Below are 25,675 nucleotides of genomic sequence, written 5' to 3'. Positions count from 1 at the left end.
GGTCAGATGAGACCGAGCGACTGCATGAAGCCGATCTGGCTGTCGACGATCTTTGTCGCCAGCGGATCTTCCTTCGTCGCAGCTTTCCAGGAAACAACCGCCTTGGAACGGGCCTCGGCCACATCCGCCGGATCGAGATAGATCACCTCGACCCCCTGTTCGCGGTATTTGTCGAGCACCTGGCTGTTCTGCACGATGATGCGCTGGCGCAGGGACCCGGAAATCTCGCGGGCCGCGACGGCGAGAGCCGCCTTGTAGTTGTCCGGCAATGCGTCATATGCCGCCGAATTCGCGACGTAGCTGGTCGCCGTGGTCGGCTGGTGGACACCGGGTAGAATGATGAATTTCGCGACTTCTGCGAGACCGGCCTCATAGTTGGCCGTGAGGTCGCCGCGGTCGGCGAAGTCGATCAGGCCCTTTTCGAGGCCGGAATAGACTTCCGCCGTCGCCATCGGCGTCACCGCCACACCGAGATCCCCCATCACGGCGGAGGCGAGGCCGACAAAACGGCCCTTCTTGCCGGCCATGTCTGCAATGCTCTCGATCTTGACGGTCGAATGCATCGGCTCTTCGCCATAGACAGTTGGCGCGACGTAGGTAAGACCGGCCTTGCCATAGGCTTCACGGGCCATGTCCAGGCCGCCCAGTTCATAGAACCAGGCTTCATACTGGTCGGGGTCCGGGAATCCGAACGGGATGGTCGAGGTAAAGGCAAAGGACGGAATTTTTCCGGCTTCATAGCCGTCAAAAGTCTTCATCATCTGAAATGCGCCGCTGCGGACCGCATCGAAGGCCTGATTGGCCGGCACGAGTTGCCCTGCCGAGAACAGCTTGATGTCGAACTTTCCTCCGGTAAGTTCGGCAACACGCTCGACGAACTTCTTCTCGAACTCAAAGGGTGTGGTTCCGCCGTCCCACAGTGCTTGCATGCGCCATTGCACGGTCTCCTCTGAGCGTGCCACTGCCGGCATTGCCAGCGTTGCTGCGCCACCCAATGCAGAAGCCGTCAAAAAACGGCGCCTCTTCAAATCTGTCATTGCTTCCTCCCAAGACAGCAAGTTTGATCGTAAACCCAAATTGTCATAAAATTAATTGGGACAATCAAGGGACAGTTTGGCCCAAATTGGCGATGACTGTCCCGGGAATGTAAATGGGACAATACGCGATGACCGCAGCCGATACACGCCTCTCCCGTGTCGATCGAATTGTCCAGCAGGTGAGCGGGCTGCTCGCCGCCGGTGCCTATAAGTCGGGTGAGCGGTTGCCCTCCGTGCGCCAGGCTGCCCGGGAGCATGGCGTTTCCAAGAACACCATGGCGGAAGCCTATGACAGGCTCGTTGCACGGGGGCTTCTTGAGGCGCGTCCGGGGTCTGGCTATTACGTTGTCCAGTTTCAGCTCGACCGGCCTTCGCCTCCCGCCCCGCATGTTGCTGCGGCGGTGGACGTGGTTTCTCTCCTGCGGGAGCAGCTTGACCAGCACTATGAGGTGCGGCCGGGTGATGGCAGGCCGCCGGCATCGTGGATGGAGGGCGCGGAACTCAAACGATACTTTTCCAGCTTCAGGACGGCAGACGTCGACACGGTGGATTTCGGTTATGGCAGTTCCTGGGGGTATGCGCCCCTGCGCGAACGTCTGCGTGTCTTGCTTCTGGAGCGGTCGATCACCGCCCAGCCCGACGGGCTTCTCCTCACGCACGGGATCAATCACGGGGTCGACCTGATCATCCGGCATCTCATTGAGCCGGGCGATACGGTGTTTGTCGATGATCCGGGCTATTACCCGCTTTTTGCAAAGTTGACGCTCGCCAAGGCAAAGATCATCGGCATCTCCCGTGGTCATGACGGGCCGGATCTGGAGGACCTGGCAGCGAAGCTGGCGCTTCACAGACCAAAGGTGTTTTTCACCCAGTCGCTGGCGCACAACCCCACCGGCAGCACCTTGTCCCCGGCGGTTTCGTTCGGCCTCATGCAACTTGCCGAGCGCTGGGGGTTTTTGCTCGTGGAGAACGACGCTCTGGCCGATATTCTGCCCGCGACACTGCCGCGCCTCGCATCCCTCGATCAGCTTAACCGGGTTCTGTATGTCGGCACCTTCTCGAAAACGCTTTCAGCCAGTCTGCGTTGCGGCTTCGTCGCCGGCCATCCCGCGATCATTGGCGCTCTTGGTAATCTGAAAATGCTGACCACGGTGGCCACCTCCGACTATGTCGAGCGTTTCGTGTTTCATCTCATCCAGGGTGGTCAGTATCTGCGACATCTGCGAAAGCTCAAATCCCGCGTCGAGGAAGCACACAAGACCTCGCTTGCGCGGCTCGAGGCGCTGGGCCTGACGGTACGCAAGAGCGTTTCGCCGGGTTTTTATCTCTGGGTGGAGTTTCCCGATTCAATTGACGAGATGGCGCTGTGCCGCGCGGCTTCGGAAGAAAGCATTTTCCTTGCGCCCGGCAGCGTCTTCCGTCCGGGAAGGCCGGCGAATGGCAAGGCGGCGATCCGGGTGAATGTTGCCTATGGCGCGCATCCGCGCTTCCTTGCCTTTCTGGCGGAGCAATTGAGAAACGCGCCCCGGGGCTAGAGGCGCGTCAGGTAGAGTGGCAGGGGGCTGTCCCGCGGAGCTAACCCCGGATCTGCACCGTCCGTGGCATGTCCGAGAGGATCTCCGCACCGTCGGCACGCAGGATGACGATCTCTTCCAGCCTGAGCCCGAATTTTCCGGGCAGGTAGATACCGGGCTCGATGGAAAACACCATGCCTTCGTCCAGAATGGTCCCGGAGGTGGCGGTCAGGTAGGGCGGCTCGTGAATGTCGATGCCAAGCCCGTGGCCGGTGCGGTGGGTGAAGTATTCGCCATAGCCGGCTTCCGTGATCACATCGCGCGCGGCCTTGTCGATGGCCTTTGCGGTGACGCCGGGCTTGGCTGCATTCAATGCTGCGGTGACCGCCCGCTCCACGATGGCATGGACCTTCTCAAACTCCGCATCGGGCTTTCCATAGAAGCCAACGCGCGTCATGTCGGAGGGGTAGCCGTCCAGCCGTCCGCCGGTGTCGATCAGAACTGCGTCGCCTTCCTTCAGCTTCGTCTCGCCGGTGTGGTGATGCGGAAAGGCGCCATTGCCGCCAAAGCAGACGCTGGTGAACACCGGCACCGCACCCGCCGCCTTGTAGACGTCGCGGATCGCGGCGGCCACTTCCAGCTCTGTGATGCCCGGCTTCAGCGCATCGAAACCGGCCATGGCGGCCCTGTCGTTCAGCACCGCGCTTGCCTTCAGGCGTTTGTACTCGTCTTCGTCCTTGCGGGCGCGCAGATGGCCGACCGTGTCGTCGGTGAAACGGCGCTTTGCGCCCGGCAGCGCGTCGAGCAGAAGCAGCGCGAAATCGGCGCGCATCGTCTCGTCGATCACGACGCTCGGGGCTTCCGGCAGGTTCGATGCCTTCAGAAGCTCCGCAAGCGCGGCGTCCGGGCCGTCATCGTCGCGCCAGGGGAAGAATGGCAGGTCGGTCTTCTGGCGCGAGCTGTCGACATTGAGCGCGGGCATCAGGAAGCCGGCATGATCCTTCGAGACCAGCAGCATGACGGGGCGTTCGTCACCATGCGGATCGAGGCCCGCCACATACATCATGTGGCTAGACGGGCCGATGGCGACGAGGTCGGTGCCGGTTTCGCGCATGCGTTCGCGCAGGGCCTCAAGCCGCCGGTTGGAGGTGGTGGACATGGACAAACTCCAGAAATGAGAGAGAGAGGCGCTTTGAAAAGAAAAGAGGCCGCCACGACTGGCGGGGCGGCCTCGGATGCTATGGCGTTTGTCAGTCTTTCGTGACGAGCCGGTAGTAGACGAAGTCGGAGGTGGCGCCGTTGACATAGCCGTTCACCTTCTTGTCCATCGCCACCTGGTAGGCGGCCTGGAACATGATGATGATCGGTGACTTGGCCTGCACGTCCTTCTGCAACTCGACGTACATCGCATTGCGCTTGTCGGCGTCGGATTCTGCCAGAGCGGCAGCGGTCCGGTCATTCATCTCCGTCGGCACGGCCCAGGCGTTCCGCCACGTGGTGGTGGCCTGGTAGTTGTCGTCGGAATTGTCGCGGTTATAGGCGAATGCCTTCGCGTTGGAGTGCGGATCCATGAAGTCCGGCCCCCAGTAGAGCAGCATCGCCTCGTGGCTGCGCTCACGGTACTTGGTGATGACCTGCGAGCCCGTGCCGGGAATGATGTCGAAATTGATGCCGGCTTCCGCAAAGCTCGCCTGCAATGACTGCGCCATGTCGGTGAACGGCGTCGAGTTGATGACGTCGAGCGTCACGTTGATCGGCGTTTCCACGCCGGCATCGGCGAGGATCTGCTTCGCCTTCTCCGGATCGTAGGTGTAGGGCGTTTCGTCATAGGAGCCGGGGAAGCCCTTCGGCCAGAAGGCCTGGTGGATCTCCATCTGTCCCTTGAGGAAGCTTTCCGTCATGCCCTCATAGTTGACGAGGTAGCGTGCGGCCTCCCAGACCGCTTCGGGCTGCAGAGCTTCCGTCTTCTGGTTGAAGGAGACGAAATGCACGGCGGCCTGCGGATAGGTCTCGACCTTGATGTTTTCGGCGCTGATGCCGTTGATCTGGTCCGGCGTCAGGTTGCGGGCCATGTCCACATCGCCCGACTGAAGCAGAAGCTGCTGGGTTGCTGCTTCCGCCACGTGACGGATGATGACGTTCTCGACCTTCGGCGCACCCTTGAAGTAGTCGGCATTGGCGCCCATGCGTACCAGCTCGCCGGGGCGATAGGCCGTCAGCTTGAACGGGCCGGAACCGGCGGAGTTCGAATTGAGCCACTTGTTGCCCATGTCGCCGTTTTCTTCATGCTCCATGACCGTCTTTTCATCGACGATGGAAGCCGGGCGGGCGGCCAGCACGTTGAGCACGAAGGCAGGCGAGAAGTCGCCCTCATATTTCACGACAACCCTGTTTCCGTCGACGGTGACCATCTGGTCCACATTCTCCGCCGTCCAGCCGAGCTGGGCGAGAATGAAGGCCGGCGTCAGGTTGAGCTTGATGACGCGGGCAAAGGAAAACGCCACGTCTTCCGCGCGCACCGGGTTGCCCGAATGGAAGGTCGCTCCGTCACGCATGGTGAAGGTGATCGTCTTTGCTTCCGCATCGGCATCCCACTCGGCTGCAAGGCCGGGAGCGAGCACCGTCGGGTCTTCGGCGTCATACTGCACGAGGCGGTCATAAATGTTGGTGACCAGCTCGCCCGACGAGAACTCGTAGGCCTGTGCCGGATCGATGGCGACGATGTCGTCGATGTTCTGTGCAACGACCAGAACGTTGTCCGGCGTGGCAGCGAGCACATGCTGCGAAAGCGGCATGGTGAGGGCGGCGGCAAGGAGCGCCGTCTTGAAGAGCTTCATCATGTTCTCCTCCTTTTCTGGATCAGGAATTGCTCTTGGTTTTTCTTGGTGGTTTGCCGGAGGCCTTGTCCGGCGAAACCAGTTCGATGCGGTTGTTGGCCTGGCCATTGGCGCTGAACACGGTCAGCGTACCGGTCCACAAAAGACGGGCCGGCATATCGGTGGTGTTCTTCCAGGCATGCGGGGTGTTGCCGCGATAGTGCAGGCTGTCCCCGGCCTTCATCACCATTTCCTCTCCGTCGAGATACTGGGTGATGGTGCCTTCGAGAATGTAGATCAGCTCTTCGCCTTCATGGCTCACCGTCTCTGACGAATAGCCCGGCGGCACTGTCAGCACGAAGGAGGAAAGCTGGCTTCCGGGAAACTCTGTCCCGAGCCGCTCATAGATGATCGAGGAGCCGGCAATTGAGAATTGCTGGCGGCTTTCAGCCCGCGTCAGCCCGTCCTCGGCGCGGGGCTGGGCGACGAAATAATCGAGCCCGACGCCCAGCGCGCGGGCAATGCCGGCCAGCGAACCGAGCGTCGGCGTGGCGTTGTCGCGCTCCACTTGGCTCAGATACCCAACGGAGAGGCCTGAAGCCTTGCCGAGCTGTTGCAGGGTGAGGCCGAGCTGCCGGCGGCGGGCGCGTATCAGCACACCAATTCTGGTGTCTACATCGGGCGTGGCACGGGCCGGCTGCGTACTCAAAGATTTTTCCCCCACAAAAATTTTTTTGATGTAACCAGATTTTTTTGTATGATCCAAGCTCTTTTTTGGAGGTATTGCAGGGCGCGAGACGAGCTTTGGCGCCGCAAAACCGCATGAAATCAGAGTGTTGGCTTCTTGGTGGTGCGTGCGCCGGCTTGCAGGTCAGCCAGGGGAGAGGGGCGCGCTTTTGGGGCATCCATTCAACGAAGCAGCAGCCAGAGAGCGAAAAAGCCATGGCGTTTGAACCATCCGCAGGGGCTGCCACCGCCCGCATGGGCATGCTGGCCGGCCGTGCCTTCGAGGGCGTTGCGAGCGTTCTGCGTTTCGCCATCGTCGTCGCCGGCACTTTTCTCGGCCTTCTGGCCATCACCTTCTTCATCGGTCGTGTCGTGCCGATCGATCCCGTGCTTTCGGTCGTTGGCGACCGGGCGACACAGGAAGTCTATGAGGCGGCGCGTCAGGCCATGGGCCTCGACCGCCCGCTCATCGTGCAGTTCTTTTCCTATGTGGGCGACGTTCTGACGGGCGATCTCGGCATGTCGATCTCCACCGGGCGTCCGGTGGTCGACGATCTGGCACGCGTTTTCCCCGCGACGCTGGAAATGGCCACCATCGGCATCATCATCGGTGTCGTGCTGGGCGTGCCCATGGGCGTTGTCGCCGCCACGCATCAGGGCAGCTGGATCGACCAGGTCATCCGCGTGCTCGGCCTGCTCGGCTATTCGGTGCCTGCCTTCTGGCTCGGCCTTGTGGGTCTCGCCGTCTTCTATGCGGGTCTCGGCTGGGTTGCCGGTCCCGGCCGCGTCGATATCTTCTATGACGGCCTGCTCGATCCCGTGACCGGGCTCTATCTCATCGACAGCGTGATCGCCGGCGAGTGGGATATTTTCTGGAACGCGCTCGACCACCTGATGTTGCCGGCATCGATCCTCGGCTTCTTCTCTTTGGCCTATATCGCCCGCATGACGCGCTCCTTCATGCTCGACCAGCTCGGGCAGGAATATGTGACGACCGCGCGGGTCAAAGGCGTGTCCGAGCGCCGCGTCATCTGGCGGCATGCGTTCTATCCGATACGCATCCAGCTCATCACCGTGATCGGCCTGTCCTATGCAGCACTCCTGGAAGGATCGGTCATGATCGAGACCGTGTTCTCGTGGCCGGGCATCGGCAATTATCTCACGACCGCGCTTCTGACCGCCGACATGAACGCCGTTCTCGGTGCGACGCTGGTGATTGGCGCTGTCTTCATCATGATCAACAAGATTTCCGATGTGCTTTACCGCATCCTCGACCCGAGGGCACGCCGATGATTGACTGGCTTCTCGACGATTCGCCCGCCTCGCGCCTGCAGGCCAATATGGGCCGCGCATGGCGCGTCTGGACCGCACTGTTGCGCAATCCGCTCGCCGTTGTCGGCGCGCTGATCGTGCTGGTGCTGGTCGTCATGGCGGTCTTCGCACCGCTGATTGCGCCCTACTCCCCCGTTGGGCAGGATCTCGCAAACCGCCTCATGCCGCCCTCCGCCGAACACTGGATGGGCACGGATGAGCTTGGCCGCGACATCTATTCGCGCGTCGTCTACGGTGCGCGCATTACGCTTCTGATCGTCACCATGGTGGCCGTCATCGCCGCCCCCATCGGCCTCGTGGTCGGTGCGGTGTCCGGCTATTTCGGTGGCTGGGTCGACCGCGTCCTGATGGGCGTGACCGATATCTTCCTGTCGATGCCGAAGCTCATTCTGGCGCTTGCCTTCGTGGCAGCACTCGGGCCGGGCATCGAAAACGCCATCATCGCCATCGCCATCACCGCATGGCCGGTTTATGCGCGCATCGCTCGCGCCGAGACGATCACCTTCCGGGATTCGGAATTCATCTCGGCGGTCAGGCTGCAGGGCGCTTCTGCAACGCGGGTCATCCTGCGTCACGTTCTGCCGCTCTGCGCGTCCTCGACCATTGTGCGCGTCACACTCGACATGGCGGGCATCATCCTCACCGCCGCCGGCCTCGGCTTCCTTGGCCTCGGCGCGCAGCCGCCTTTGCCTGAATGGGGCGCGATGATCTCGCGCGGGCGCAACTTCATCCTCGATCAGTGGTGGGTCGCCACCATGCCCGGCTTTGCGATCATCCTTGTCAGCCTCGGCTTCTGCTTCCTGGGCGATGGTCTGCGTGACGTGCTCGATCCCAAGCAGGGAGAAGAGCAATGAGTGCACCGCTGCTTGAAATCGAAAACCTGACCGTCACCTTCCCCACATCCCGCGGACCGGTCGACGTGGTGAAGGGCATTTCCTTCTCGCTTGGCCGTGAGCGTCTGGGCATCGTCGGCGAATCCGGTTCCGGCAAGTCGATGACGGGTCGCTCCATCCTGCGGCTCATTCGCAAGCCGGGTCGTGTGACGGCGGACCGGATGACCTTCGACGGCATCGACCTTCTGTCGCAGAGCGAACGGCAGATGCGCGAGCTTCGCGGCGCGCGCATCTCCATGGTGATGCAGGACCCGAAATTCTCGCTGAACCCGGTGATGACCATTGGCGAGCAGATCGGCGAGGCGCTGCTGACCCACAAGAAGCTGCCGCGCGGCGAGATGAAGGCGCGGGTGCTTTCCATGCTGGAAGCCGTGCGCATCAACGAGCCGGAGCGTGTGGCGAACCTCTATCCGCACGAGGTTTCGGGCGGCATGGGCCAACGCGTCATGATCGCCATGATGCTGATCCCGGAGCCCGACCTTCTGATCGCCGACGAGCCGACTTCGGCGCTCGACGTTTCGGTGCAGGCGCAGGTGCTCGACATCATCGATGATCTCGTCACCGGCAAGGGCATGGGGCTGATCCTCATCAGCCACGATTTGAACCTCGTCTCGCGTTATTGCGACCGCATCCTCGTGATGAACAGCGGCGAGATCGTTGAATCGTGCAAGGCCAGCGACCTCAACAAGGCGACGCACCCCTATACAAGGGGGCTTCTTGCGGCCATGCCGCGCATGGACGAGGACCGCGACGAACTGCCGGTGCTCGACCGCAGCACCTGGACCACGGGAGCGGGCACATGAAGAACGCCGCCATTCATCTCGAAAACCTGTCGATCAGCTACGGCAAGACGCCGGTGGTGTTCGATGTCGATTTCTCGGTGGCCGAGGGCGAGAGCTTTGCGCTGGTGGGCGAGTCGGGCTCCGGAAAGTCAACCATCCTGCGCGCGATCAGCGGCCTTGCACCCGACTGGACCGGCAGGATCTCCGTGCTCGGAAAGCCGCGCGGCCATGCGCCGGACCGCGAATTCGCAAAAGTCTGCCAGATGGTGTTTCAGGATCCGTACGGATCGCTGCATCCGCGCAAGACGGTGGATGACTGCCTGGCCGAACCGCTTGCCGTGCACGGCATCGGCGGACGCGACACGCGCGTGAAGGACATGCTCGACGCGGTCGGTCTCGACCAGCGTTTCCGCTTCCGCTTTCCGCACCAGCTTTCAGGCGGCCAGCGGCAGCGCGTGGCGATTGCCCGTGCGCTGATGCTGGAACCGCGCGTGATGCTGCTCGACGAGCCCACCTCGGCGCTCGACGTCTCGGTGCAGGCGGAAATCCTCAACCTCCTGAAGAAGCTTCGCCGCGAGCAGGGGCTCACCTATCTGATGGTGACCCACAATCTGCCCGTGGTCTCCTTCCTTTGCGACCGGATGGCGGTCATGCGCCATGGCCGTGTTGTCGAGATCGCCACCGTCGACGCGCTGAAGACGGGTCGGCTTTCCGATCCCTATTCGCGCGAACTCTACGCCGCCAGCGGCGGCACGCTCCAACCCGCATAACAGAGACTGAAAATGACCGACTACACAGGCCCGCTGGCCGAGTTCGACCGTGCGCTTTCACGCGCCACGACCCCGGATGCACCCTTCGATGCGCTTCTGGAGCTGACGCGTGCCGTGGTCGGCACGAAGCTGTTCACCTTCATGACCGCCGACATGAAGACGGAAACGGCAAGCCGTTCCTACACCTCGCATCCGGAAGAATATCCCGTCTCCGGCACCAAGCCGATCCACTATGACCGCTGGTTCGAGACCGTGCACAAAAAGCGCGAGTGCTTCGTCGCCAACACGCTGGCCGACATCGACACCGTGTTCCCCGACGCCACGCTGATCGGCAAGCTCGGCTGCGGTTCGGTCATCAACCTGCCGGTGGTGCTGGGCGATACGCTGGTCGGCACCGTCAACATGCTCGATGTCGAGCACCACTACACGCCCGAGCGTGTGGCGCTGGCGAAGGCCTGGCTCTCGGTGCCGGCAAAGGCAGCCTATCTCGCCAGCCGGGCATTGGGCTAAGCCGTTTCCCACCTTTGCCTCGGGAGAAAATAGGGTATACGTGCCGCGGGCGGCGAAGCCGCCTGTCGCACAACCCGAGGAAGAGCAAAGATGTCGAACCGCGTTGCCTGGCATGAATTGTCCAAACTGTCCGCTGACGAGCGTAGGACGCTGCTGACGCGAACGGAAGACGATCTCACCCATTTCCTCGAAAATGTCGCCCCGATCATCGACGCGGTTCGAGAAGAGGGCGATGCGGCTCTTTCCCGTTTTGCGCGCCTGTTCGACAAGGCACAGGTGGAGCCTCACGAGATCGCGGCGACGGAAGACGATTTCGATGCCGCCTTCAGGGCGCTCGATCCAGAAATGATCGAGACGCTGGAATTCTGCGCCGACAATATCCGCCGTTTCCACGAGGCACAGCGGCCGCAGGAAATGTGGATGAAGGAAATCCGCCCCGGCGTTCTGGTCGGAGAACGGGCCACGCCCATCGACAGCGTTGCGCTTTATTCGCCGCGCGGCAAGGGCACCTTCCCTTCGATGACGCTCATGACGGCGATCCCCGCCGTGGTGGCCGGAGTGCCCCTGCCCATCGTGCTCACACCGCCCGGACCCGATGGCAAGGTGGATGCCGCAACGCTGGTTGCCGCGCGCATTGCCGGCGTCAGGCACGTCTACAAGGCCGGTGGTGGCCAGGCCGTCGCCGCCGCCGCCTATGGCACGGCTACGGTGCCGCGTTGCGCCAGGTTCGAGGGGCCGGGCAGCCCGTGGATCGCCGCTGCCAAGCGTCTGCTGCAAGGCCAGATCGCCTCGCGCCTTCCCGCTGGTCCTACAGAAAGCATCGTGCTTGCCGACGAGACAGCTGATCCCGAAATCGCAGCGCTCGATCTCTTGGTCGAGGCCGAACACGGCAGTGACAGCTCCAATTTCCTGGTCACCTGGTCGCGCGACGTGGCGGAAAAGGTGCGCGATGCGCTGCCGAAATACTGGGCCGAGATGAATGCCGAGCGCGTGCGCTATTCTTCCGATGTTCTGGGTGGAACGAGCGGTGGCATCGTGCTCGCGGACACGCCCGAACAGGCGTTCGACTTCATTAATGACTACGCACCGGAGCATTTGCAGATCCTCTCGAAGACGCCGTTCGAATATCTGTCCCGGGTCCGCAACGCGTCCGAAATCCTGCTTGGTGAATATGCACCGGGCTCCATGGCCAATTACGCGATGGGCCCCAACGCGGTTCTGCCCACCTCCGGCATGGCGCGTGCGCACTCGCCGCTTGGCGTTCATGATTTTATGAAAACGGCGTCCATTGGCCATGTGACGGCGGAAGGTTATGCCGAATTCGCCCCCCACACCCTGCGCTTTGCCCGCTATGAAGGTTTCGACGCGCATGGAAACGCGGTGACCAGGCTCAGGAACAATCACGTGGAGAAGAAGGGGTAGAGCAGGTGCTTCGGCAGCGAAGCTGTTGGCTGAACCGGCTTCGGAACGCTTCTGTGGACGTCATGATCTGCCCCGGCCCGGCAACAAACGGCAAAAACCGATTGTAAAGGTCTCCGGGGCATCCTCACGGCATCCCGTGGATTAACACCGGTACAAACAGGAGGGGTTGATGTATTGGAGGGGCGGCCATCCGTTTCAATACTGCGCAGTTGACGAGGCGGTCAGAACGTCGCTTCGCAAAGCGCTATGGCTGGTCCGGTATTGCCTGCTCCCGGTTCTGCTGTTGGTGCAGCCTGTTGTTGCGCAGGAGCCTGCCCCGGAAATCGTCCCCCAAGCTGAGATCGCCCCCCAAACTCAGATAGGCATCTTTCAAAGTCCTCCCTTTGTATCCGGCACAGCCGGCCATTATGAGGGGATGGCGATTGAACTCTGGGAAATTGTGTCTGCGGAACTTGGGCTGACGCCACGTTACACAGCCTATCCAACCCTGCGCGAACTGGTTACGGCGGTCAGTAGTGGTGAGGTCGATGCTGCGGTCACCAATCTCACCATTACCCGGCGGCGTGCCGAGGCAGTTTCATTCAGCCAGCCCTGGTATGATTCGGGGATGCGCATCATGGTTCCCGACGAGGGAACGTCCAGCTTTGGAAGCGTCGTGTCGGGTTTGCGCAATGCGGGCCATCTACGTGCCTACGCATGGCTGGCGTTGGTGATCGTGGTGTCCACCATTCTGTTGACCCTGTTCGACCGCCGTTTCGACAAGGATTTCCCGCGTCGATGGCGGGAAGGGATCGCAGAGAGTTTCCATCATGTGATGTCCATTGCCACCACGGGCAAGGCTTCACGAAAAAACCTGTTTGGTTGGGTGGGGCGGATCTGGTCCGCTCTCTGGCTGGTCTGCGGCGTGGCGGTTGTTGCATATATTACATCGTCCGTAACGAGCGTCATGACCGCCGTTTCTCTCGAACAGCAGATTGATTCTCTGGCCGATCTTCCCGGGAAAACCACAGGTGTCATTGCCGATAGCTCGGCTGAGGACTATCTCGCCGAACTCGGCATTGCGACACGACCCTATAAAGACCTCGACGCAGCGGTTGCGGCGATGAAAAGCGGCCGTGTGGATGCGATCGTCGGCGATGCTCCCGTGCTGGAATATCATGCGCACCACAATCCGGACGACCAAATGACGGTGGTGGGCAGTCTCTTCCACCCCGACAAATATGGCTTCGCTTTCCCCCACGATAGCGCATTGGCGCGGGAGGTGACGCTCAAGATACTCGCATTACGGGAAAGCGGAGAATTGGAAGAACTGCGCCTCAAATATTTCGGCAGCACTCCCTAGGTCGGCCGGGCCTTATTGTGCGCATCCAACGGGGTTGACATTGCCAGGAGCAAGGCGCATTTCAGCCGCCCCTCGCAACTCACCGGTGATCCCATGCAGCCTCTTGCTTCGCTCGGCGAGCGGATTGTCATTCTCGGCCCGTCCAACGCTGGAAAATCAACGCTGGCTGTCGCCCTGTCCGCAAAACTCGGTTTGCCGGCGGTTCATCTGGATCAGTTGCAACATCTGCCCGGCACCGACTGGCAACCGCGGTCGGAGGCCGAGTTCAAGGCTCTGCATGATGCAGCAATCGAAAAAGACCAATGGGTGATGGAGGGCAATTATTCCCGCCTCATGCCGCAGCGGCTGGCCCGTGCCACCGGCATCATTCTCATCACATCCAGTCCGTGGCTGCGCATCGGTCGATATCTGAAGCGCACCCTGATCAACCGGGCTGATCGCGCCGGGCATCTTGAAGGTGCCCGGGACAGCATCAAGTGGGAGATGATCCACTGGATCCTCGTCAAAACCCGCGGCAGCGACAAAAAATATGCGGAAACTGTCCGTGCCTCGGCTCTTCCGGCAATTGAATGCCACACGGCCCATGCACTGAACGAACTTTACCGCGTCTGGGGACTGTCTTCTTCGGTCATGAAACCGGAAGCGCGCGGCATACCCAACCCCGGAAGCTAAAGGCCGCATAGAACAGCTCCACATCTCCAAAGCCCGCTTCCTGAAGCAGGGCTTCGTCTTCTTCGGGTGGCAATGCCGGCAAGCTTTTTCGCATGGCTTCGATCTGCGCCATGACCCGGTTTGACGCTTCCCCCGATGCGGCGTGAAAGCGGGCATTGCGCCTTAGCCATCGTTCGCCGGCAGATGTATCGATGGGAAAGGAGTGATGCGCCACGACAAGAGGTGCTCCGGGTTTGAGCCGGTGGTGCAGTGCCCGTAACGTGTCGAGCCGGGCTGCGCGCGGCAGGAAGTGAAGGGTTAGGAAACAGGAAGCCCCGTCGAAACGCTTCTCGGGTGCATCCTCGATGTAGCCGTGGTGGAAGGTCACCCGCTTTTGGAGATCGCCAAGCGTGGTATGGGCCAGCGCCAGCATATCGGCGGAGGGGTCAATTCCATCGAAGCGCCAGCCGGGATAAGCGCGAGCGAAGTTGCGTAACTCCAGCCCGCCACCCGCGCCGAGGACGAGAACCCGTCCGTACTGAGGAACGTTCTCCGCCAGAAGAATGCCTGCCATGCGGTGCATGTCGGCGAGGCCCGGCACCTGCCGCGTCACGCGCTCCTCATACCCTTCCACCGGAGTAGTGGCTGTCATGCGTGAAGGAGGCATGTATGTCCTATCCGGGCCAGACCAGCGAGCGGTGAACCTGTGCGCCGGCCATCGCGCCGTCCGCCACGGCAAGCGATACGGAATGCGGCGCCAGCGCGACATCGCCACAGGCAAAGACGCCGGGAATGCTGGTTTCCTTGGATGCATCCGTTTTGATTTGCGTCCCCATGGGCGTCTCCTGAAGCGCGCAGCCGAGCGCCACCGGAAGGTCGCTTGCAGGTTCCACACGCGGCGCGACAAAGAGCCCGGAGAAGGAGAGCATTCGCCCATCCGCAAGCTCCACATCCGCTTCCGCGGTAATACGTGCAATGCTGGCAGTTTCGATGTTGATACCACGCTTGATGAGCCGATCCCGTGTCTCCGGGTCCAGTGTCAGCGCTTCGTTGGGCAGGAAGGTGACATCCCCCCATTCGGTCAGAAGCTCTGCCTGATGGGCAGACATCGCCCCGCTGCCGATCACGCCGATACGGCCCCGGTTCAACTCATAGCCATGGCAATAGGGGCAATGGAAAATGCTCCGGCCCCAGCGCTCCGCGATACCTTCGATGGCCGGCAGATGATCCCGCACACCTGTTGCAAGGATCACGCGGCGGCCGGGGTGGTGCGCTCCATCAGCACATTCGACCACGAAATGGTCGCGTTCTCCGGAAACGGCAGTAGCGTTTCCGGTTACAACGCTGATTGTGGAATAGGCTTCAAGCTGCCGCCTGGCTTCGAGTGCGATCTCCGCCGCGCCGGCACCGTCGCGGCTCAGGAAACCGTGGGAGTGGTTGGCGGTTCTGTTTCGTCTTTGGCCCGCATCCACGATCAGAACCCTGCGTCGTGCTCTTGCAAGCTGAAGTGCTGCAGCCATGCCTGCATAGCTGCCGCCGATGATGATGACATCCTGATCCATCGTCTAGCGTCCTTGTTTTCGGTGCTCGGCGTATCGGCGCGAGAAATCGGCGGCGAGATCGGCGAGCGAAATTTCTGAAAAGCGTTCCAGAAGCAGCGCTTCTGCCTTGATGAACGTGTCGTCGAGTGCTGCGTTGACTGCCTGTTCCACCAGGCATTCGGGCGTCTCGTTGCGGTTTCCAATCGCAAAGAATGCCGGTTCGCCAAGGGCTGAATGAAGCTGGCGCAGCGTCACGGTGCTAAGATCGACCGCAATACGCCATCCGCCAGCATGCCCGCGATCCGACGTCACGATCCCTGCTTCGCGCAGAAGCCCCATTGTACGCCGCACCACGACGGGATTGGTGCGCAGACACTCGGCAAGCTTGTCGGATGTCATCGGCCCGTCCTCTTCGGCCATGTGAAGAAGCGCGTGCAGAACAGAGGAAAGGCGGCTGTCTCGTTTCATGTAACTTATGTAGTTACGATTCGAGGCGCGCGTCAAGAAGCGGGATCTGAAATACGTTTAGAAAATGTTTGAAGACGTGAGCAGCTTGTGTGACGGAGATCAGGCCTTGCCCACACACCCGCCACAATTTCCGCGGATCTCGATCGTCGTCTTGGCCGGTCTGAAACTGTGCGCGCGCGTCCAGCCGTCGAGCCGGTCCTTCACCACCTCGTCGGAGAATTCTTCCACCTTGCCGCAGGTCTCGCAGATGGCGAAGGCGATCAGTTCCTGCTGATGGCAGTTCGGGTGTGCACAGGCGACAAAGGCGTTGAGACTTTCGAGCCGGTGCACCAGTCCCATCTCCGTCAGCTTGTCGAGCGCGCGATAGACCTGCAGCGGCGCGCGCAGCCCGTCATCGCGCAGCCGGTCGAGGATCGTGTAGGCACTGAGCGGCGCCTCGGCGCCCGACAGCGTCTTCATCACCAGCGTCTGGTTACGGGTCAGATCGGCACTCATGGTTTGGTCTCCGCAGAGGGCGTTTCCGTTTTCAACACGGGCGAGGGCGCGAGGCTGAGCACAAAGAGCACGAGCGCCGCCACCACGATGGACGGACCCGAAGGTGTATCGAATTGCAGCGAGGCCGTCAGCCCGCCGGCCACCGAAATTGCGCCGATCAACGCGGCAAGCGCGGCCATGATTTCGGGACCGCCCGCAAAGCGGCGCGCAGCTGCGGCCGGGATGATCAGCAATGCCGTGATGAGAAGAATGCCCACCAGCTTCATGGCAATGGCAATCACGGCTGCCATCAGCAGCATGAAGATGAGTCGCGAGCGTTCTGGCCGTAGCCCTTCGGCCTGAGCGATATCGGGATTGACGGTCGCAGCCAGCAATGGTCGCCAAAGCCAGACGAGCAGGGCAAGAACGATGGCGCCGCCGCCATAGATGATCGCGATATCCGTCTTCGATACGGCGAGGATGTCGCCGAACAGGAACCCCATAAGGTCCACCCGCACCCAGGTCATGAAAGCGACCATGACAAGACCGAGCGCAAGGGTTGAATGCGACAGGATGCCGAGCAGAGCGTCCGTGGAAAGCGCGCGACGGCGTTCCAAAAGGATAAGCGCCAGCGAGGCAAGTGCAGCCACCAGAAAGACGCCGACCATGAGATTGATCTCCATCACCAGCGAGAGCGCCACGCCCAGCAGCGCGGAATGCGCCATGGTGTCGCCGAAATAGGCCATGCGCCGCCAAACGACGAAACAGCCGAGCGGACCCGTGACAAGGGCAAGCCCGACACCGGCTACAAGCGCACGGATGAAGAAATCGTCAAGCATCACGGCCTCCATTTGCCGGCGTCTCGGCGGCCTCATGGTCGTGGTGGTGACCGTCATCCTTGTGGCAGTGCGCGGTTATCGTCCCATCGGCATGGCGCACACGGCCATCGGCCAGATGCGTGTGGTCATGATGGTGGCGATAGAGCGCCAGCGATTCTGCCGCGCGTGTGCCGAACAGTTTTCTATATTCGGGACTGTCCATCACGCTTTGCGGTTCCCCGCGGCAACACACATGGCCGTTAAGGCAGATCACCGTATCGGTGTCGGCCATCACGATGTGAAGATCGTGCGAAATCATCAATATGCCGCAACCGGTCCGGTCCCTGATGTCGCGGATCAGTTCGTAGAGCGCCACTTCCCCGGTAAAATCCACGCCCTGTACCGGCTCATCGAGTACCAGAAGATCAGGCTTGCGCAGCATGGCCCGCGCCAAAAGCGCACGCTGGAACTCGCCGCCCGAAAGCGCCGCCGCCTGACGTCCCGCCAGATGCGCCACACCTGCTGCCTCGAGGGCCGTAGTAATCTCGCTGCGGCTTGCCGGTGCCGTCAGTGTCATCAGCCGCTCCACGCTGAGGGGCAGCGTCCAGTCGAGCGCCACTTTCTGCGGCACGTAGCCGATAGTCAGGCCTTCCGCGCGATGCACATGGCCTTCGCTCGGTTCGATAATGCCGATTGCCGTCCTGGCCGTCGTGCTTTTCCCGGATCCGTTGGGACCGATGAGCGTGACGATTTCGCCACGGCGGACCGCAAGGTCAACGCCGCGTACCAGCCAGCGCCCACCGCGGTTGACGCCGGCATTGTGCATCTCCACCAGCGTATCGCTGGATGGTTGAGCGCGTGGTTTTGATTTTTCCAGCATGTGATTTTTTCCGACTTGTCAGCGGATATGGCACACGTTATAGCGTAACGCAAGGATATGTAATGTCATAACATTCAAACCAATCCGGACCCGATGGTCTGAGTGTTGTGGCTGCGCATCCAGCTGTTCGTTCGACATCTGACAGGAGCCAGCCATGAGATCGTTTCGCCTCTTATTCGCCGCCGCTGCATCCTCCCTCGCGCTGCTGGCGCCAGCCGGCGTTGGTGGCGCTGCAGCGGCCGACCAGGCAGTGGTGGCTTCCATCAAGCCGGTGCACTCCCTGCTGGCCGGCGTGATGGAGGGCGTCGGCGATCCGCAGCTCATCCTGCAGGGTGCGGGCTCGCCGCACACCTATTCCATGCGCCCGTCCCAGGCGCGCATGCTCGCTGGAGCTGATGTCGTTTTCTGGGTTGGGCCCAACATGGAAGTTTTTCTGGCGAAACCTCTTGAAACCCTGGCCAGCGGGGCAAAGCTGGTGACGCTCTCCGAAAGCGAAGGCATCACACTGCTCGACATGCGCGAGGGTGGTGCGTTCGAGGCGCATACCCATGGCGATGAAGGCGATCATGAAGATCATGAGGCGCATCACGACCACAAAGATGGCGATGATCATGAGAAGGATGAGAAGGAGCACGCCCATGAGGGCGGGGCTCAGGATCACGGAGCACATGAAGGCCACGATCACCATGACCATGGTCCGGACGCGCATATCTGGCTTGATCCCGAAAATGCAAAAGTCATCGTCAATGCCATTGCCGAGACGCTGAGCGAAACCGATGCAGAGAATGCATCGACCTACGCAGCCAACGCGGCGAAGCTGAACGAGCGCATCGACGCGTTGAGCGCCGAGATTGCGGAAGAACTCGAGCCTGTCAGGGATCGCCCCTTCATCGTTTTCCACGATGCCTATCAGTATTTCGAGAAGCGCTTCGGTCTCGCCGCTGCCGGTTCCATCACCGTCAGCCCGGAAGTGATCCCCGGAGCGCAGCGCGTCGATGAGATCCGCACAAAGGTAGGCGAGCTCGACGCCGCCTGCGTTTTCGCCGAGCCCCAGTTCGAGCCGCGTCTTGTAGAGGTTGTCACCGAAGGCACCAACGCCAGATCCGGTGTTCTCGATCCGCTTGGCGCCGAGGTCGCCGATGGCCCGGATCTCTACTTCGAGCTGCTGCGCGGCATGGCGGCGTCTTTCAAGAACTGCCTCGCCAGATAAACGGTAAGCCAGCGACCCGCGAGCTAAGCCGCAGTGCGTCTCTGGCGCGGGCTCCAGAGCTGTTGTCAGTCTGCCCGCCAAGCACGCTGACCTGGCTGCCACGGCAGGCCTTCTAGACAAGACCAGTACTCTCACAACCAAAACTGTAATGTTATAACAAAAAGGAGAATTGGAATGCGACCGTTCAGTTACCTCATGAAAACGGGCGCGCTCGCCCTTGGCACGGCGCTCGTCGCATTGCAGCCCCTTCACGCAGATGAAAAGGAAGTCTGGCGGCTTTTCATCGCCGACCACAGCGAACCGGTCTTGCGCGCACTCGACGCGGAGAAGGGCGCGGTGCTTGAAACCTTCCCGCTCGAGTCTCCCGCGCGCCTCTATGCCACTGAAAGCAATGAAACCGTTTTCGCCGTCCAGCGCGACGCCAACACGATTACCGCCTTTTCCACTGGCATTCACTTCGATGATCATGGGGATCATGCGGATATGGAGGTCACCGAGCCCAAGGCGCTGGAAGGCTCCGTAGATGGCGATCGGCCAGTGCATTTCGTGGCGCATCATGGCGAGATAGCACTCTTCTTCGACGGCGAGGGGGTTGCGCGGCTGGTTTCGGAAAAATCCATCTCGGAGGGAAAACCCGATATCCGGGAAATCAGGACTCCGGCCCCCCATCATGGTGTCGTGATCCCGTTTGGTGCCCATGCCATTGCCACCGTGCCCAACAGCAAGGATCCGAGCGAACTACCCGATAGTGTTCAGGTTGTTGATGCAAAGGGCACAGCCATCGGCGATCCCGCTGCCTGCCCCGGTCTGCACGGTGAGGCCACCTCCGGCAACATCACGGCAATCGCCTGCGACACCGGTCTTCTTCTCATCACGGGCGGCCGCAACGATGTCCCGAAAATCCGCCACATGGCCTATTCCGATGGTCTGCCGGATGATCTCAAGGTCTCCACGCTCGCCGGTGGCAAGGCGTTGCAGTACTTTCTCGGAAACTTCGGCAAATCCAACCTCGTGTTGATCGACCCGGAAGACGAAGATGCCTTCCGCCTGATCGAGCTGCCGGTTCGGGCTGTCCACTTCGTGGTTGATCCAGTAAGGCCCAAATTCGCCTATGTCTTCACAGAGGATGGCAAGCTCAACCGCATCAATGTCCTGTCCGGCAAGATCGACCAGTCGCTTGAGCTGACGGCGCCCTATTCCATGGACGGGCACTGGTCCGACCCGCGCCCGCGCATTGCCGTCACCCATGACGAGATCATGGTCACCGACCCGCTCAAGAGCGTTGTCCATGCCATCGATGCGGCAAGTTTCGAGAAGGCCCGCGACATCGCGGTGGAAGGCATGCCCTACAATATCGTCGCGGTTGGCGGTTCTGGCGAAAGCCACGAAAATCACTGATTGTGGCCAGCCTCTCAAAAACAAGCCCCGCTGTTTCCGGCGGGGCTTTTCGTATTCATGCCAGGGTTCGATCAGTGGCGTGAAAGCCAGTCGTCGATCTCGCGCTCGGCCTCTTCCTCGGCCTTGCCATAGCGTTCCTGCAGCTTGCCGGCGAGCTCTTTTCGGTTGCCGCGAACGACATCCAGGTCATCATTGGTGAGCTTGCCCCACTGCTGCTGGACCTTGCCCTTGAACTGTTCCCAATTGCCTTCGATCTGATTCCAATTCATGTCGGTATTCCTTCCGCATTTGAAAGGAGTGCACTCCGGTTGAGGTCATCGGCCTAGGTGCCTCGATAATGCATGAGCAATGATGTGGTTCCCGCCTTGTTTTCGCCATCAGCGGATTTGAACGTCGGGTTTCCCGCGCCTAGATTAAGCGGGAAAGGAAAACCTCATGGAAAGCCAGCCTGCGCCTTTCGTGCCTCCGGCGCCGCGCCCGCGCACCAGCCCGCCTTCCACATTCGAGATGATGCGCATTGTCTATCGCAATCCGCTCGAACTGTGGGGTGAGCCCTCCTACAACGAACCGTGGATTTCCATCGACAACACGATCGGCGGCCCGCTCGTCATCGCAAATGATCCGGGCCTTATCCGCCATGTCCTGGTCGACAATGCGAAAAACTACAAGATGGCCCGCGTGCGCCAGAAGATCCTGCGGCCCATCCTGCGTGACGGGCTCCTGACGGCGGAGGGCGCGGTCTGGCGCCGTTCGCGCAAGGCCATGGCGCCGGTCTTCACTCCGCGCCATATTGCCGGCTTCGCCAGACCGATGCTTGAGCGCACGCAAGCCTTCGTCGCGCGATACGAAAACGTGAACCAACCCGTCGATGTCTCCCGCGACATGACGCTGCTCACCTTTGACATTCTTGCCGAAACGCTCTTTTCCGGAGAGATCGCCGGCGAGCCCGGCAGTTTCGCGCATCAGGTGGATCGTCTGTTCGAGACAATGGGCCGTGTCGACCCCCTCGATCTTCTGGGCGCACCCGATTGGCTCCCGCGCATCACGCGCCTTATGGGCCGCAATTCGCTAAAGTTCTTCCGCGACATCGTTGCCGAGACGATGGCCATGCGCCGGAAAAAGATGGCATCCGGCCACGACGTGCCGGAAGATTTCCTCACGCTCCTCCTGCGCGCCGAAGGGCCGGCAGGCCTCACCCGCGCGGAGATAGAGGACAACATCATCACCTTCATCGGTGCCGGCCACGAGACCACGGCGCGTGCGCTGGGCTGGACGATCTATTGCCTCGCCTCAGCCCCATGGGAGCGTGAAAAGGTGGAGGCAGAGATCGACGCGGCGCTGGTCCACGAACCCGACCCGGTGAGATGGCTCGACGCCATGCCCTTAACCCGTGCCGCTTTCGAGGAGGCGATGCGGCTTTATCCGCCAGCACCCTCCATCAACCGCGAGGCGCTGTCCGAAGATCGCTATCAGGATTTCACCATCGTCAGGGGCGCGCAGGTGCTCGTCATGCCCTGGACGGTGCATCGCCACCGGCTTCTGTGGGACGAGCCGGACGCCTTCATGCCCTCGCGTTTCCACCCTGAAAACCGCGAAAAGCTCGACCGGTATCAGTATCTGCCCTTCGGTGCCGGCCCGCGCGTCTGCATCGGCGCTACCTTTGCCATGCAGGAGGCGGTCATCGCGCTCGCGGTCCTCCTCTCTCGCTTCCGCTTTGAGACCTTGCCGGAAACGAACCCCTGGCCGGTTCAGAAGCTCACCACCCAGCCGCAGGGTGGCCTGCCCATGCGCGTCTCCTACCGCTCCTGAATCCGTTCAGTAAAATCGCACCAGTGTCGAAGACCCTTGCCGCCACATCTCACCCGGTTCCTTCGTTATCCTCGGACCTGATCCGAGGATCCATGCCGGGACGCCGGGGATAAACTTCGGCCCGTCCCGGGCACGTACATTTTTTCTAACCCGCACCCCGTCACCACCGCAACGTCATGGCTCCCATGGTCAAACGACGGGACGACGAGGCGAATGAAGCGCTGTCCCTACTCGCTATTCGCTACTCCCTATTCGCTCTTTTCTCCCCACCCTCAAAACCTCCGCTACACTTCCCCCATCGCCCCTGTCGGGAACCGGGTCCGGAGCCGGGGATCAGGAGGGGCGACGGCAGCCTCCCCCTCGGGTTCGGTGACCCGAGGCCTGTGAGGGCCCGCGAAAGGCCGGCGGCCGGCATCATGTCGGTTGCGGAAAAGCCGCTAGGGCACGGATCGCCCGAGTGACCGGCCGGCAGACGGGACAGCGGCCGGCGGGGCGCGCTTTTCGCGCCACTTATTTCACAACAGAGAGGCACGAAAAACGCGCCCCGTTTCCCGAACGAGCCAAACCCCGGCGGCAACCCCGCGCGGCAACGAAGGAGCCTGCCCAGAAATGCCCGCGCCACACCACCCCGTCATCCCAGCCTGTCATCCCGGAAGCCGCAGGCTATCCGGGACCCATTGGCAGAATGCGCAGGAACATGGCCCGGTGTTCAACCACGCCCCTGGAAGAAATTCTCCACATGCACCGGCCATCGGCGGGGGAGGATGGCGACAAGATCGAAGCGCAGCGAGAGCCGTGCGTGATCGGGTTGGCGGGCAAGCCACAGGTCAGCCGCGCGTTCGATACGGCTCTGCGCATGATAGGCCACCGCATCCATCGCCGCTTCCACAGTCGGGCGCGCCTTCACCTCGACAATCGCCACCAGATCGCCGCGCCGGGCGATCAGGTCGATCTCGCCAAGCTTTGTGCGATACCGCCGGGCCAGAATGCGATAGCCCTTCAGCCGCAGCGCCATGGCCGCCAGCCACTCGCCGCGATGGCCGAGGCGATAGGCTTTCTGCCGCGCCTCAGCCGGCATCACTCTTTGCCTTCAGATCGAGAAGCCGCTGATAGAGCTCGGACTTGCGTCCGCCCGTCATGCGTGCGGCTTCACCCGCCGCCTTGGAGGCGGACATCTCATCGGAGAGCGCTATGAGTAGCCGGTCCACATCTTCCGCGCTTGTCTTTTCTTCGCTTTCCGGCGGCGCAACGCACACCACCACTTCGCCCTTGGGCGCACCGGTATCGGCATAATGCGCGGCCAGATCCGAAAGCGCGCCGCGCCGCAATTCCTCGAATGTCTTGGTAAGTTCGCGAGCCACACAGGCCTGCCGCTTCCCGCCAAGCACCTCTGCCATCGCGGCAAGACTGTCATCGAGGCGGCGCGGCGATTCGAAGAAAACCAGCGTCGCCGGGGTCTGGCGAAATGTTTCGAGCCGCGCGCGGCGCTGCCCGTCCTTCACGGGAAGAAAACCGGCAAACAGAAATGCATCCGTCGGCAGCCCGGAGGCCGAGAGCGCGGCAAGAACCGCAGAGGGGCCGGGAATGGGCACAACGCGCAGGCCCTTTTCGATTGCTTGGTCCACAAGACGATACCCGGGATCCGAGACGAGCGGCGTGCCGGCGTCGGAGATGAGCGCAACGCTCTGCCCCGCTTCGAGCGCCGCCAGCAGGCGCGGGCCGGCTTTTTCCGCATTGTGTTCGTGATAGGCGGTGAGGCTCTGGCCAATGCCGTAGCGGGCAAGAAGCACGCGCGAAACGCGGGTGTCCTCGCAGGCAACGAGATCCGCCCCGGCAAGCACTTCGAGCGCGCGCAGCGTGATATCGCCCAGATTGCCGATGGGGGTTGCCACCAGATAAAGCGCCGGCTCCAGCGGCCCGGCGCCAATACGGGCATTGCCGACGACGAAACTTTTCTCTCCGCGCGGGTTTTCCATAACTCTTTGATCCTTATTCGCTCATCTCTTTGACATGGAGGCATGTGGGTTGCAAAGTCGCGCGCTGAATTTGGGACGGATGCGACGCATGAAATTATCGACATCGCCCGGTGGCAGAACCGGGATCATCTCACTGGCGCTGGCCGGCCTTCTGGCGCTCGGTGGCTGCGTGGGGGCTGACGTGCCCTATGGCATGCCGCAGCCCGTCGACCAGTCCATCGCCACACGACCCATTGCGGAAACTGCGCCGCGTGTAGCGGCCACAGGTGAGGTGATCGGTACAGGTGAAACGCGTGTGGCGCTGCTCCTGCCGCTGACCGGCGAAGGCAATGCCAGCCGCATCGCGGCCGAGCTCAAGAACGCCGCGCTGCTTGCCATGGACGATGCTGGCTTGAACGCGCTGGAAATGGTCGTCAAGGACACGGGTGGAACCACGGAGGGCGCTGCAGTCGCAGCAGGACAGGCATCCGCCGAAGGTGCTGCCGCAGTGCTAGGCCCGCTCTTTTCGGCCAACGTGCGCGCTGCTGCGCAGGCGCTGGGCACGTCGCAGACACCGATGATCGCGTTTTCCTCCGACCGTGCGGCGGCGTCGCCTGGCGTCTATCTCAACTCCTTCCTGCCGCAGGGCGTGGTCCAGCGCACGCTTTCCTACGCCGCCCGGCAGGGGGTGCGCACCGTGGTTGCTATCCTGCCTGATGGGGCTGCCGGCGATATCGCCGAAGCCGAAGCGCGTCGCACCATGCTTTCCATGGGGGGCGAAGTGACTGCAGTGGCCCGCTACGCTTATGACAACATGTCGGTTTACGAAGCCGTGCAGCGCGTCGCCGATGCAGTGCGGGGGGCTGATGCGGTGTTCATCCCCGATGGCGGCACGAGCCCGGCGACCATCGTCTCGACGATGACGGAAGCGGGCATCGACATTTCCGGCAAGAAGCTGCTGGGCACGGGGCAGTGGGCGAGCGCCAATCTGGCAGATCCTGCGCTTCAGGGCGCGTGGTTCGCCGACACGGACCAGGGTCGCGTCAGCACTTACAAGCAGCGCTATCAGGCACGGTTCGGCGCCGAGCCGTCCCTGACTTCAGCGCTTGCTTATGACTCGGTTGTGCTCGTCGCCAACATCGCCAGGGGCGGCGGCGGAATCCCGCGACATGCCTTGGAAACGCCAGTCGGGTTCAATGGCTATACGGGCCTGTTCCGCTTTCTGGCCGACGGCACGACCGAGCGCGGATACGCGATCTATGAAGTGCGTGGCGGCAAGGCCGAAATCATTGACGCAGCCCCGTCACGATTTGGTGGAGGCAGTTAG

General features: G+C 61.8%; 26 protein-coding genes. 13 read left to right on the top strand and 13 right to left on the bottom strand.

Going from position 1 to position 25,675, the window contains the following annotated elements; translation table 11 throughout:
* Positions 1 to 2: 2 nt before the first annotated feature.
* Complete coding sequence (dctP, locus tag P2W41_RS17585; RefSeq protein WP_404933916.1) at positions 3 to 1,037, bottom strand: TRAP transporter substrate-binding protein DctP; 1,035 nt, start codon at positions 1,035 to 1,037, stop codon at positions 3 to 5.
* Between the two features lie 128 nt (positions 1,038 to 1,165).
* Here dctP and P2W41_RS17580 point away from each other — a divergent pair, with 128 nt between their 5' ends.
* Positions 1,166 to 2,572: a PLP-dependent aminotransferase family protein gene (locus tag P2W41_RS17580; RefSeq protein ID WP_404933915.1), complete on the top strand. Its 1,407-nt coding sequence runs from the start codon at positions 1,166 to 1,168 to the stop codon at positions 2,570 to 2,572.
* Between the two features lie 40 nt (positions 2,573 to 2,612).
* Here P2W41_RS17580 and P2W41_RS17575 read toward each other — a convergent pair whose 3' ends face one another.
* The 3 genes from P2W41_RS17575 to P2W41_RS17565 form a co-directional block, all read right to left on the bottom strand.
* Positions 2,613 to 3,710 (bottom strand): M24 family metallopeptidase, encoded by a 1,098-nt coding sequence (locus P2W41_RS17575; RefSeq protein ID WP_404933914.1) that lies wholly within the window; start codon positions 3,708 to 3,710, stop codon positions 2,613 to 2,615.
* Positions 3,711 to 3,801: 91 nt separating this feature from the next.
* The gene (locus P2W41_RS17570; RefSeq protein WP_404935015.1) at positions 3,802 to 5,388 is read right to left on the bottom strand and encodes an ABC transporter substrate-binding protein; all 1,587 of its coding nucleotides are present in this window, start codon (positions 5,386 to 5,388) and stop codon (positions 3,802 to 3,804) included.
* Between the two features lie 22 nt (positions 5,389 to 5,410).
* Positions 5,411 to 6,076 (bottom strand): helix-turn-helix domain-containing protein, encoded by a 666-nt coding sequence (locus P2W41_RS17565; RefSeq protein WP_292898691.1) that lies wholly within the window; start codon positions 6,074 to 6,076, stop codon positions 5,411 to 5,413.
* 233 nt (positions 6,077 to 6,309) lie between these two features.
* Between P2W41_RS17565 and P2W41_RS17560 the strand changes: the two genes are divergently transcribed.
* The 8 genes from P2W41_RS17560 (at position 6,310) to P2W41_RS17525 (ending at position 13,816) form a co-directional block, all read left to right on the top strand.
* Entirely contained in the window at positions 6,310 to 7,386 is a 1,077-nt protein-coding gene (locus P2W41_RS17560; protein WP_404933913.1) for an ABC transporter permease, read from the top strand.
* Complete coding sequence (locus tag P2W41_RS17555) at positions 7,383 to 8,279, top strand: ABC transporter permease (RefSeq protein WP_404933912.1); 897 nt, start codon at positions 7,383 to 7,385, stop codon at positions 8,277 to 8,279. Before P2W41_RS17560 ends, P2W41_RS17555 begins: the two co-directional genes overlap by 4 nt.
* A complete protein-coding gene (locus P2W41_RS17550; RefSeq protein WP_404933911.1) occupies positions 8,276 to 9,121 on the top strand; it encodes an ABC transporter ATP-binding protein in 846 nt (281 codons plus the stop codon). The genes P2W41_RS17555 and P2W41_RS17550 overlap by 4 nt, the downstream gene beginning before the upstream one ends.
* The gene (locus P2W41_RS17545) at positions 9,118 to 9,870 is read left to right on the top strand and encodes an ABC transporter ATP-binding protein (RefSeq protein ID WP_404933910.1); all 753 of its coding nucleotides are present in this window, start codon (positions 9,118 to 9,120) and stop codon (positions 9,868 to 9,870) included. Before P2W41_RS17550 ends, P2W41_RS17545 begins: the two co-directional genes overlap by 4 nt.
* A gap of 12 nt (positions 9,871 to 9,882) precedes the next feature.
* Complete coding sequence (locus P2W41_RS17540) at positions 9,883 to 10,380, top strand: GAF domain-containing protein (protein ID WP_223004620.1); 498 nt, start codon at positions 9,883 to 9,885, stop codon at positions 10,378 to 10,380.
* A gap of 90 nt (positions 10,381 to 10,470) precedes the next feature.
* Positions 10,471 to 11,802 (top strand): histidinol dehydrogenase, encoded by a 1,332-nt coding sequence (hisD, locus tag P2W41_RS17535; RefSeq protein WP_404933909.1) that lies wholly within the window; start codon positions 10,471 to 10,473, stop codon positions 11,800 to 11,802.
* Between the two features lie 169 nt (positions 11,803 to 11,971).
* Positions 11,972 to 13,144: a transporter substrate-binding domain-containing protein gene (locus tag P2W41_RS17530; protein WP_404933908.1), complete on the top strand. Its 1,173-nt coding sequence runs from the start codon at positions 11,972 to 11,974 to the stop codon at positions 13,142 to 13,144.
* Between the two features lie 93 nt (positions 13,145 to 13,237).
* Positions 13,238 to 13,816, top strand: coding sequence for an AAA family ATPase (locus tag P2W41_RS17525; protein ID WP_292898708.1), 579 nt, complete (start codon positions 13,238 to 13,240; stop codon positions 13,814 to 13,816).
* Here P2W41_RS17525 and P2W41_RS17520 read toward each other — a convergent pair.
* The 6 genes from P2W41_RS17520 to P2W41_RS17495 all read right to left on the bottom strand — a co-directional run bounded on the left by P2W41_RS17520 (position 13,773) and on the right by P2W41_RS17495 (position 17,976).
* Positions 13,773 to 14,462, bottom strand: a complete 690-nt coding sequence (locus P2W41_RS17520; protein WP_292898710.1) for a class I SAM-dependent methyltransferase — start codon at positions 14,460 to 14,462, stop codon at positions 13,773 to 13,775. The genes P2W41_RS17525 and P2W41_RS17520 overlap by 44 nt on opposite strands.
* Before the next feature lie 7 nt (positions 14,463 to 14,469).
* Positions 14,470 to 15,357 (bottom strand): NAD(P)/FAD-dependent oxidoreductase, encoded by an 888-nt coding sequence (locus P2W41_RS17515; RefSeq protein WP_404933907.1) that lies wholly within the window; start codon positions 15,355 to 15,357, stop codon positions 14,470 to 14,472.
* A gap of 3 nt (positions 15,358 to 15,360) precedes the next feature.
* Entirely contained in the window at positions 15,361 to 15,804 is a 444-nt protein-coding gene (locus P2W41_RS17510; protein WP_292898714.1) for an Rrf2 family transcriptional regulator, read from the bottom strand.
* A 99-nt stretch (positions 15,805 to 15,903) separates the two neighbouring features.
* Complete coding sequence (locus tag P2W41_RS17505; protein WP_292898716.1) at positions 15,904 to 16,299, bottom strand: Fur family transcriptional regulator; 396 nt, start codon at positions 16,297 to 16,299, stop codon at positions 15,904 to 15,906.
* Positions 16,296 to 17,117: a zinc ABC transporter permease subunit ZnuB gene (znuB, locus tag P2W41_RS17500; protein ID WP_404933906.1), complete on the bottom strand. Its 822-nt coding sequence runs from the start codon at positions 17,115 to 17,117 to the stop codon at positions 16,296 to 16,298. The genes P2W41_RS17505 and znuB overlap by 4 nt, the downstream gene beginning before the upstream one ends.
* Positions 17,110 to 17,976 (bottom strand): metal ABC transporter ATP-binding protein, encoded by an 867-nt coding sequence (locus P2W41_RS17495; protein ID WP_292898720.1) that lies wholly within the window; start codon positions 17,974 to 17,976, stop codon positions 17,110 to 17,112. The genes znuB and P2W41_RS17495 overlap by 8 nt, the downstream gene beginning before the upstream one ends.
* Positions 17,977 to 18,130: 154 nt before the next feature.
* Between P2W41_RS17495 and znuA the strand changes: the two genes are divergently transcribed.
* Positions 18,131 to 19,186, top strand: a complete 1,056-nt coding sequence (znuA, locus tag P2W41_RS17490) for a zinc ABC transporter substrate-binding protein ZnuA (protein ID WP_404933905.1) — start codon at positions 18,131 to 18,133, stop codon at positions 19,184 to 19,186.
* A gap of 174 nt (positions 19,187 to 19,360) precedes the next feature.
* A complete protein-coding gene (gene aztD / locus P2W41_RS17485; protein WP_404933904.1) occupies positions 19,361 to 20,584 on the top strand; it encodes a zinc metallochaperone AztD in 1,224 nt (407 codons plus the stop codon).
* A 71-nt stretch (positions 20,585 to 20,655) separates the two neighbouring features.
* On the opposite strand, the gene P2W41_RS17480 is transcribed toward aztD, so the two are convergent.
* On the bottom strand, positions 20,656 to 20,853 hold the full coding sequence (locus tag P2W41_RS17480) for a CsbD family protein (RefSeq protein WP_229450304.1): 198 nt from the start codon (positions 20,851 to 20,853) through the stop codon (positions 20,656 to 20,658).
* A 166-nt stretch (positions 20,854 to 21,019) separates the two neighbouring features.
* Between P2W41_RS17480 and P2W41_RS17475 the strand changes: the two genes are divergently transcribed.
* Positions 21,020 to 22,393, top strand: a complete 1,374-nt coding sequence (locus tag P2W41_RS17475) for a cytochrome P450 (protein WP_404933903.1) — start codon at positions 21,020 to 21,022, stop codon at positions 22,391 to 22,393.
* A gap of 709 nt (positions 22,394 to 23,102) precedes the next feature.
* On the opposite strand, the gene P2W41_RS17470 is transcribed toward P2W41_RS17475, so the two are convergent.
* Positions 23,103 to 23,471: a YraN family protein gene (locus P2W41_RS17470; protein WP_292898730.1), complete on the bottom strand. Its 369-nt coding sequence runs from the start codon at positions 23,469 to 23,471 to the stop codon at positions 23,103 to 23,105.
* Complete coding sequence (gene rsmI / locus P2W41_RS17465) at positions 23,461 to 24,369, bottom strand: 16S rRNA (cytidine(1402)-2'-O)-methyltransferase (RefSeq protein WP_404933902.1); 909 nt, start codon at positions 24,367 to 24,369, stop codon at positions 23,461 to 23,463. Before rsmI ends, P2W41_RS17470 begins: the two co-directional genes overlap by 11 nt.
* Positions 24,370 to 24,457: 88 nt before the next feature.
* Here rsmI and P2W41_RS17460 point away from each other — a divergent pair, with 88 nt between their 5' ends.
* Positions 24,458 to 25,675, top strand: a complete 1,218-nt coding sequence (locus tag P2W41_RS17460; protein ID WP_404933901.1) for a penicillin-binding protein activator — start codon at positions 24,458 to 24,460, stop codon at positions 25,673 to 25,675.

This window comes from Nitratireductor sp. L15S-10, from assembly GCF_045011005.1.
Classification (GTDB): domain Bacteria; phylum Pseudomonadota; class Alphaproteobacteria; order Rhizobiales; family Rhizobiaceae; genus Nitratireductor.
This window is presented reverse-complemented; position numbering and strand designations above follow the sequence as displayed.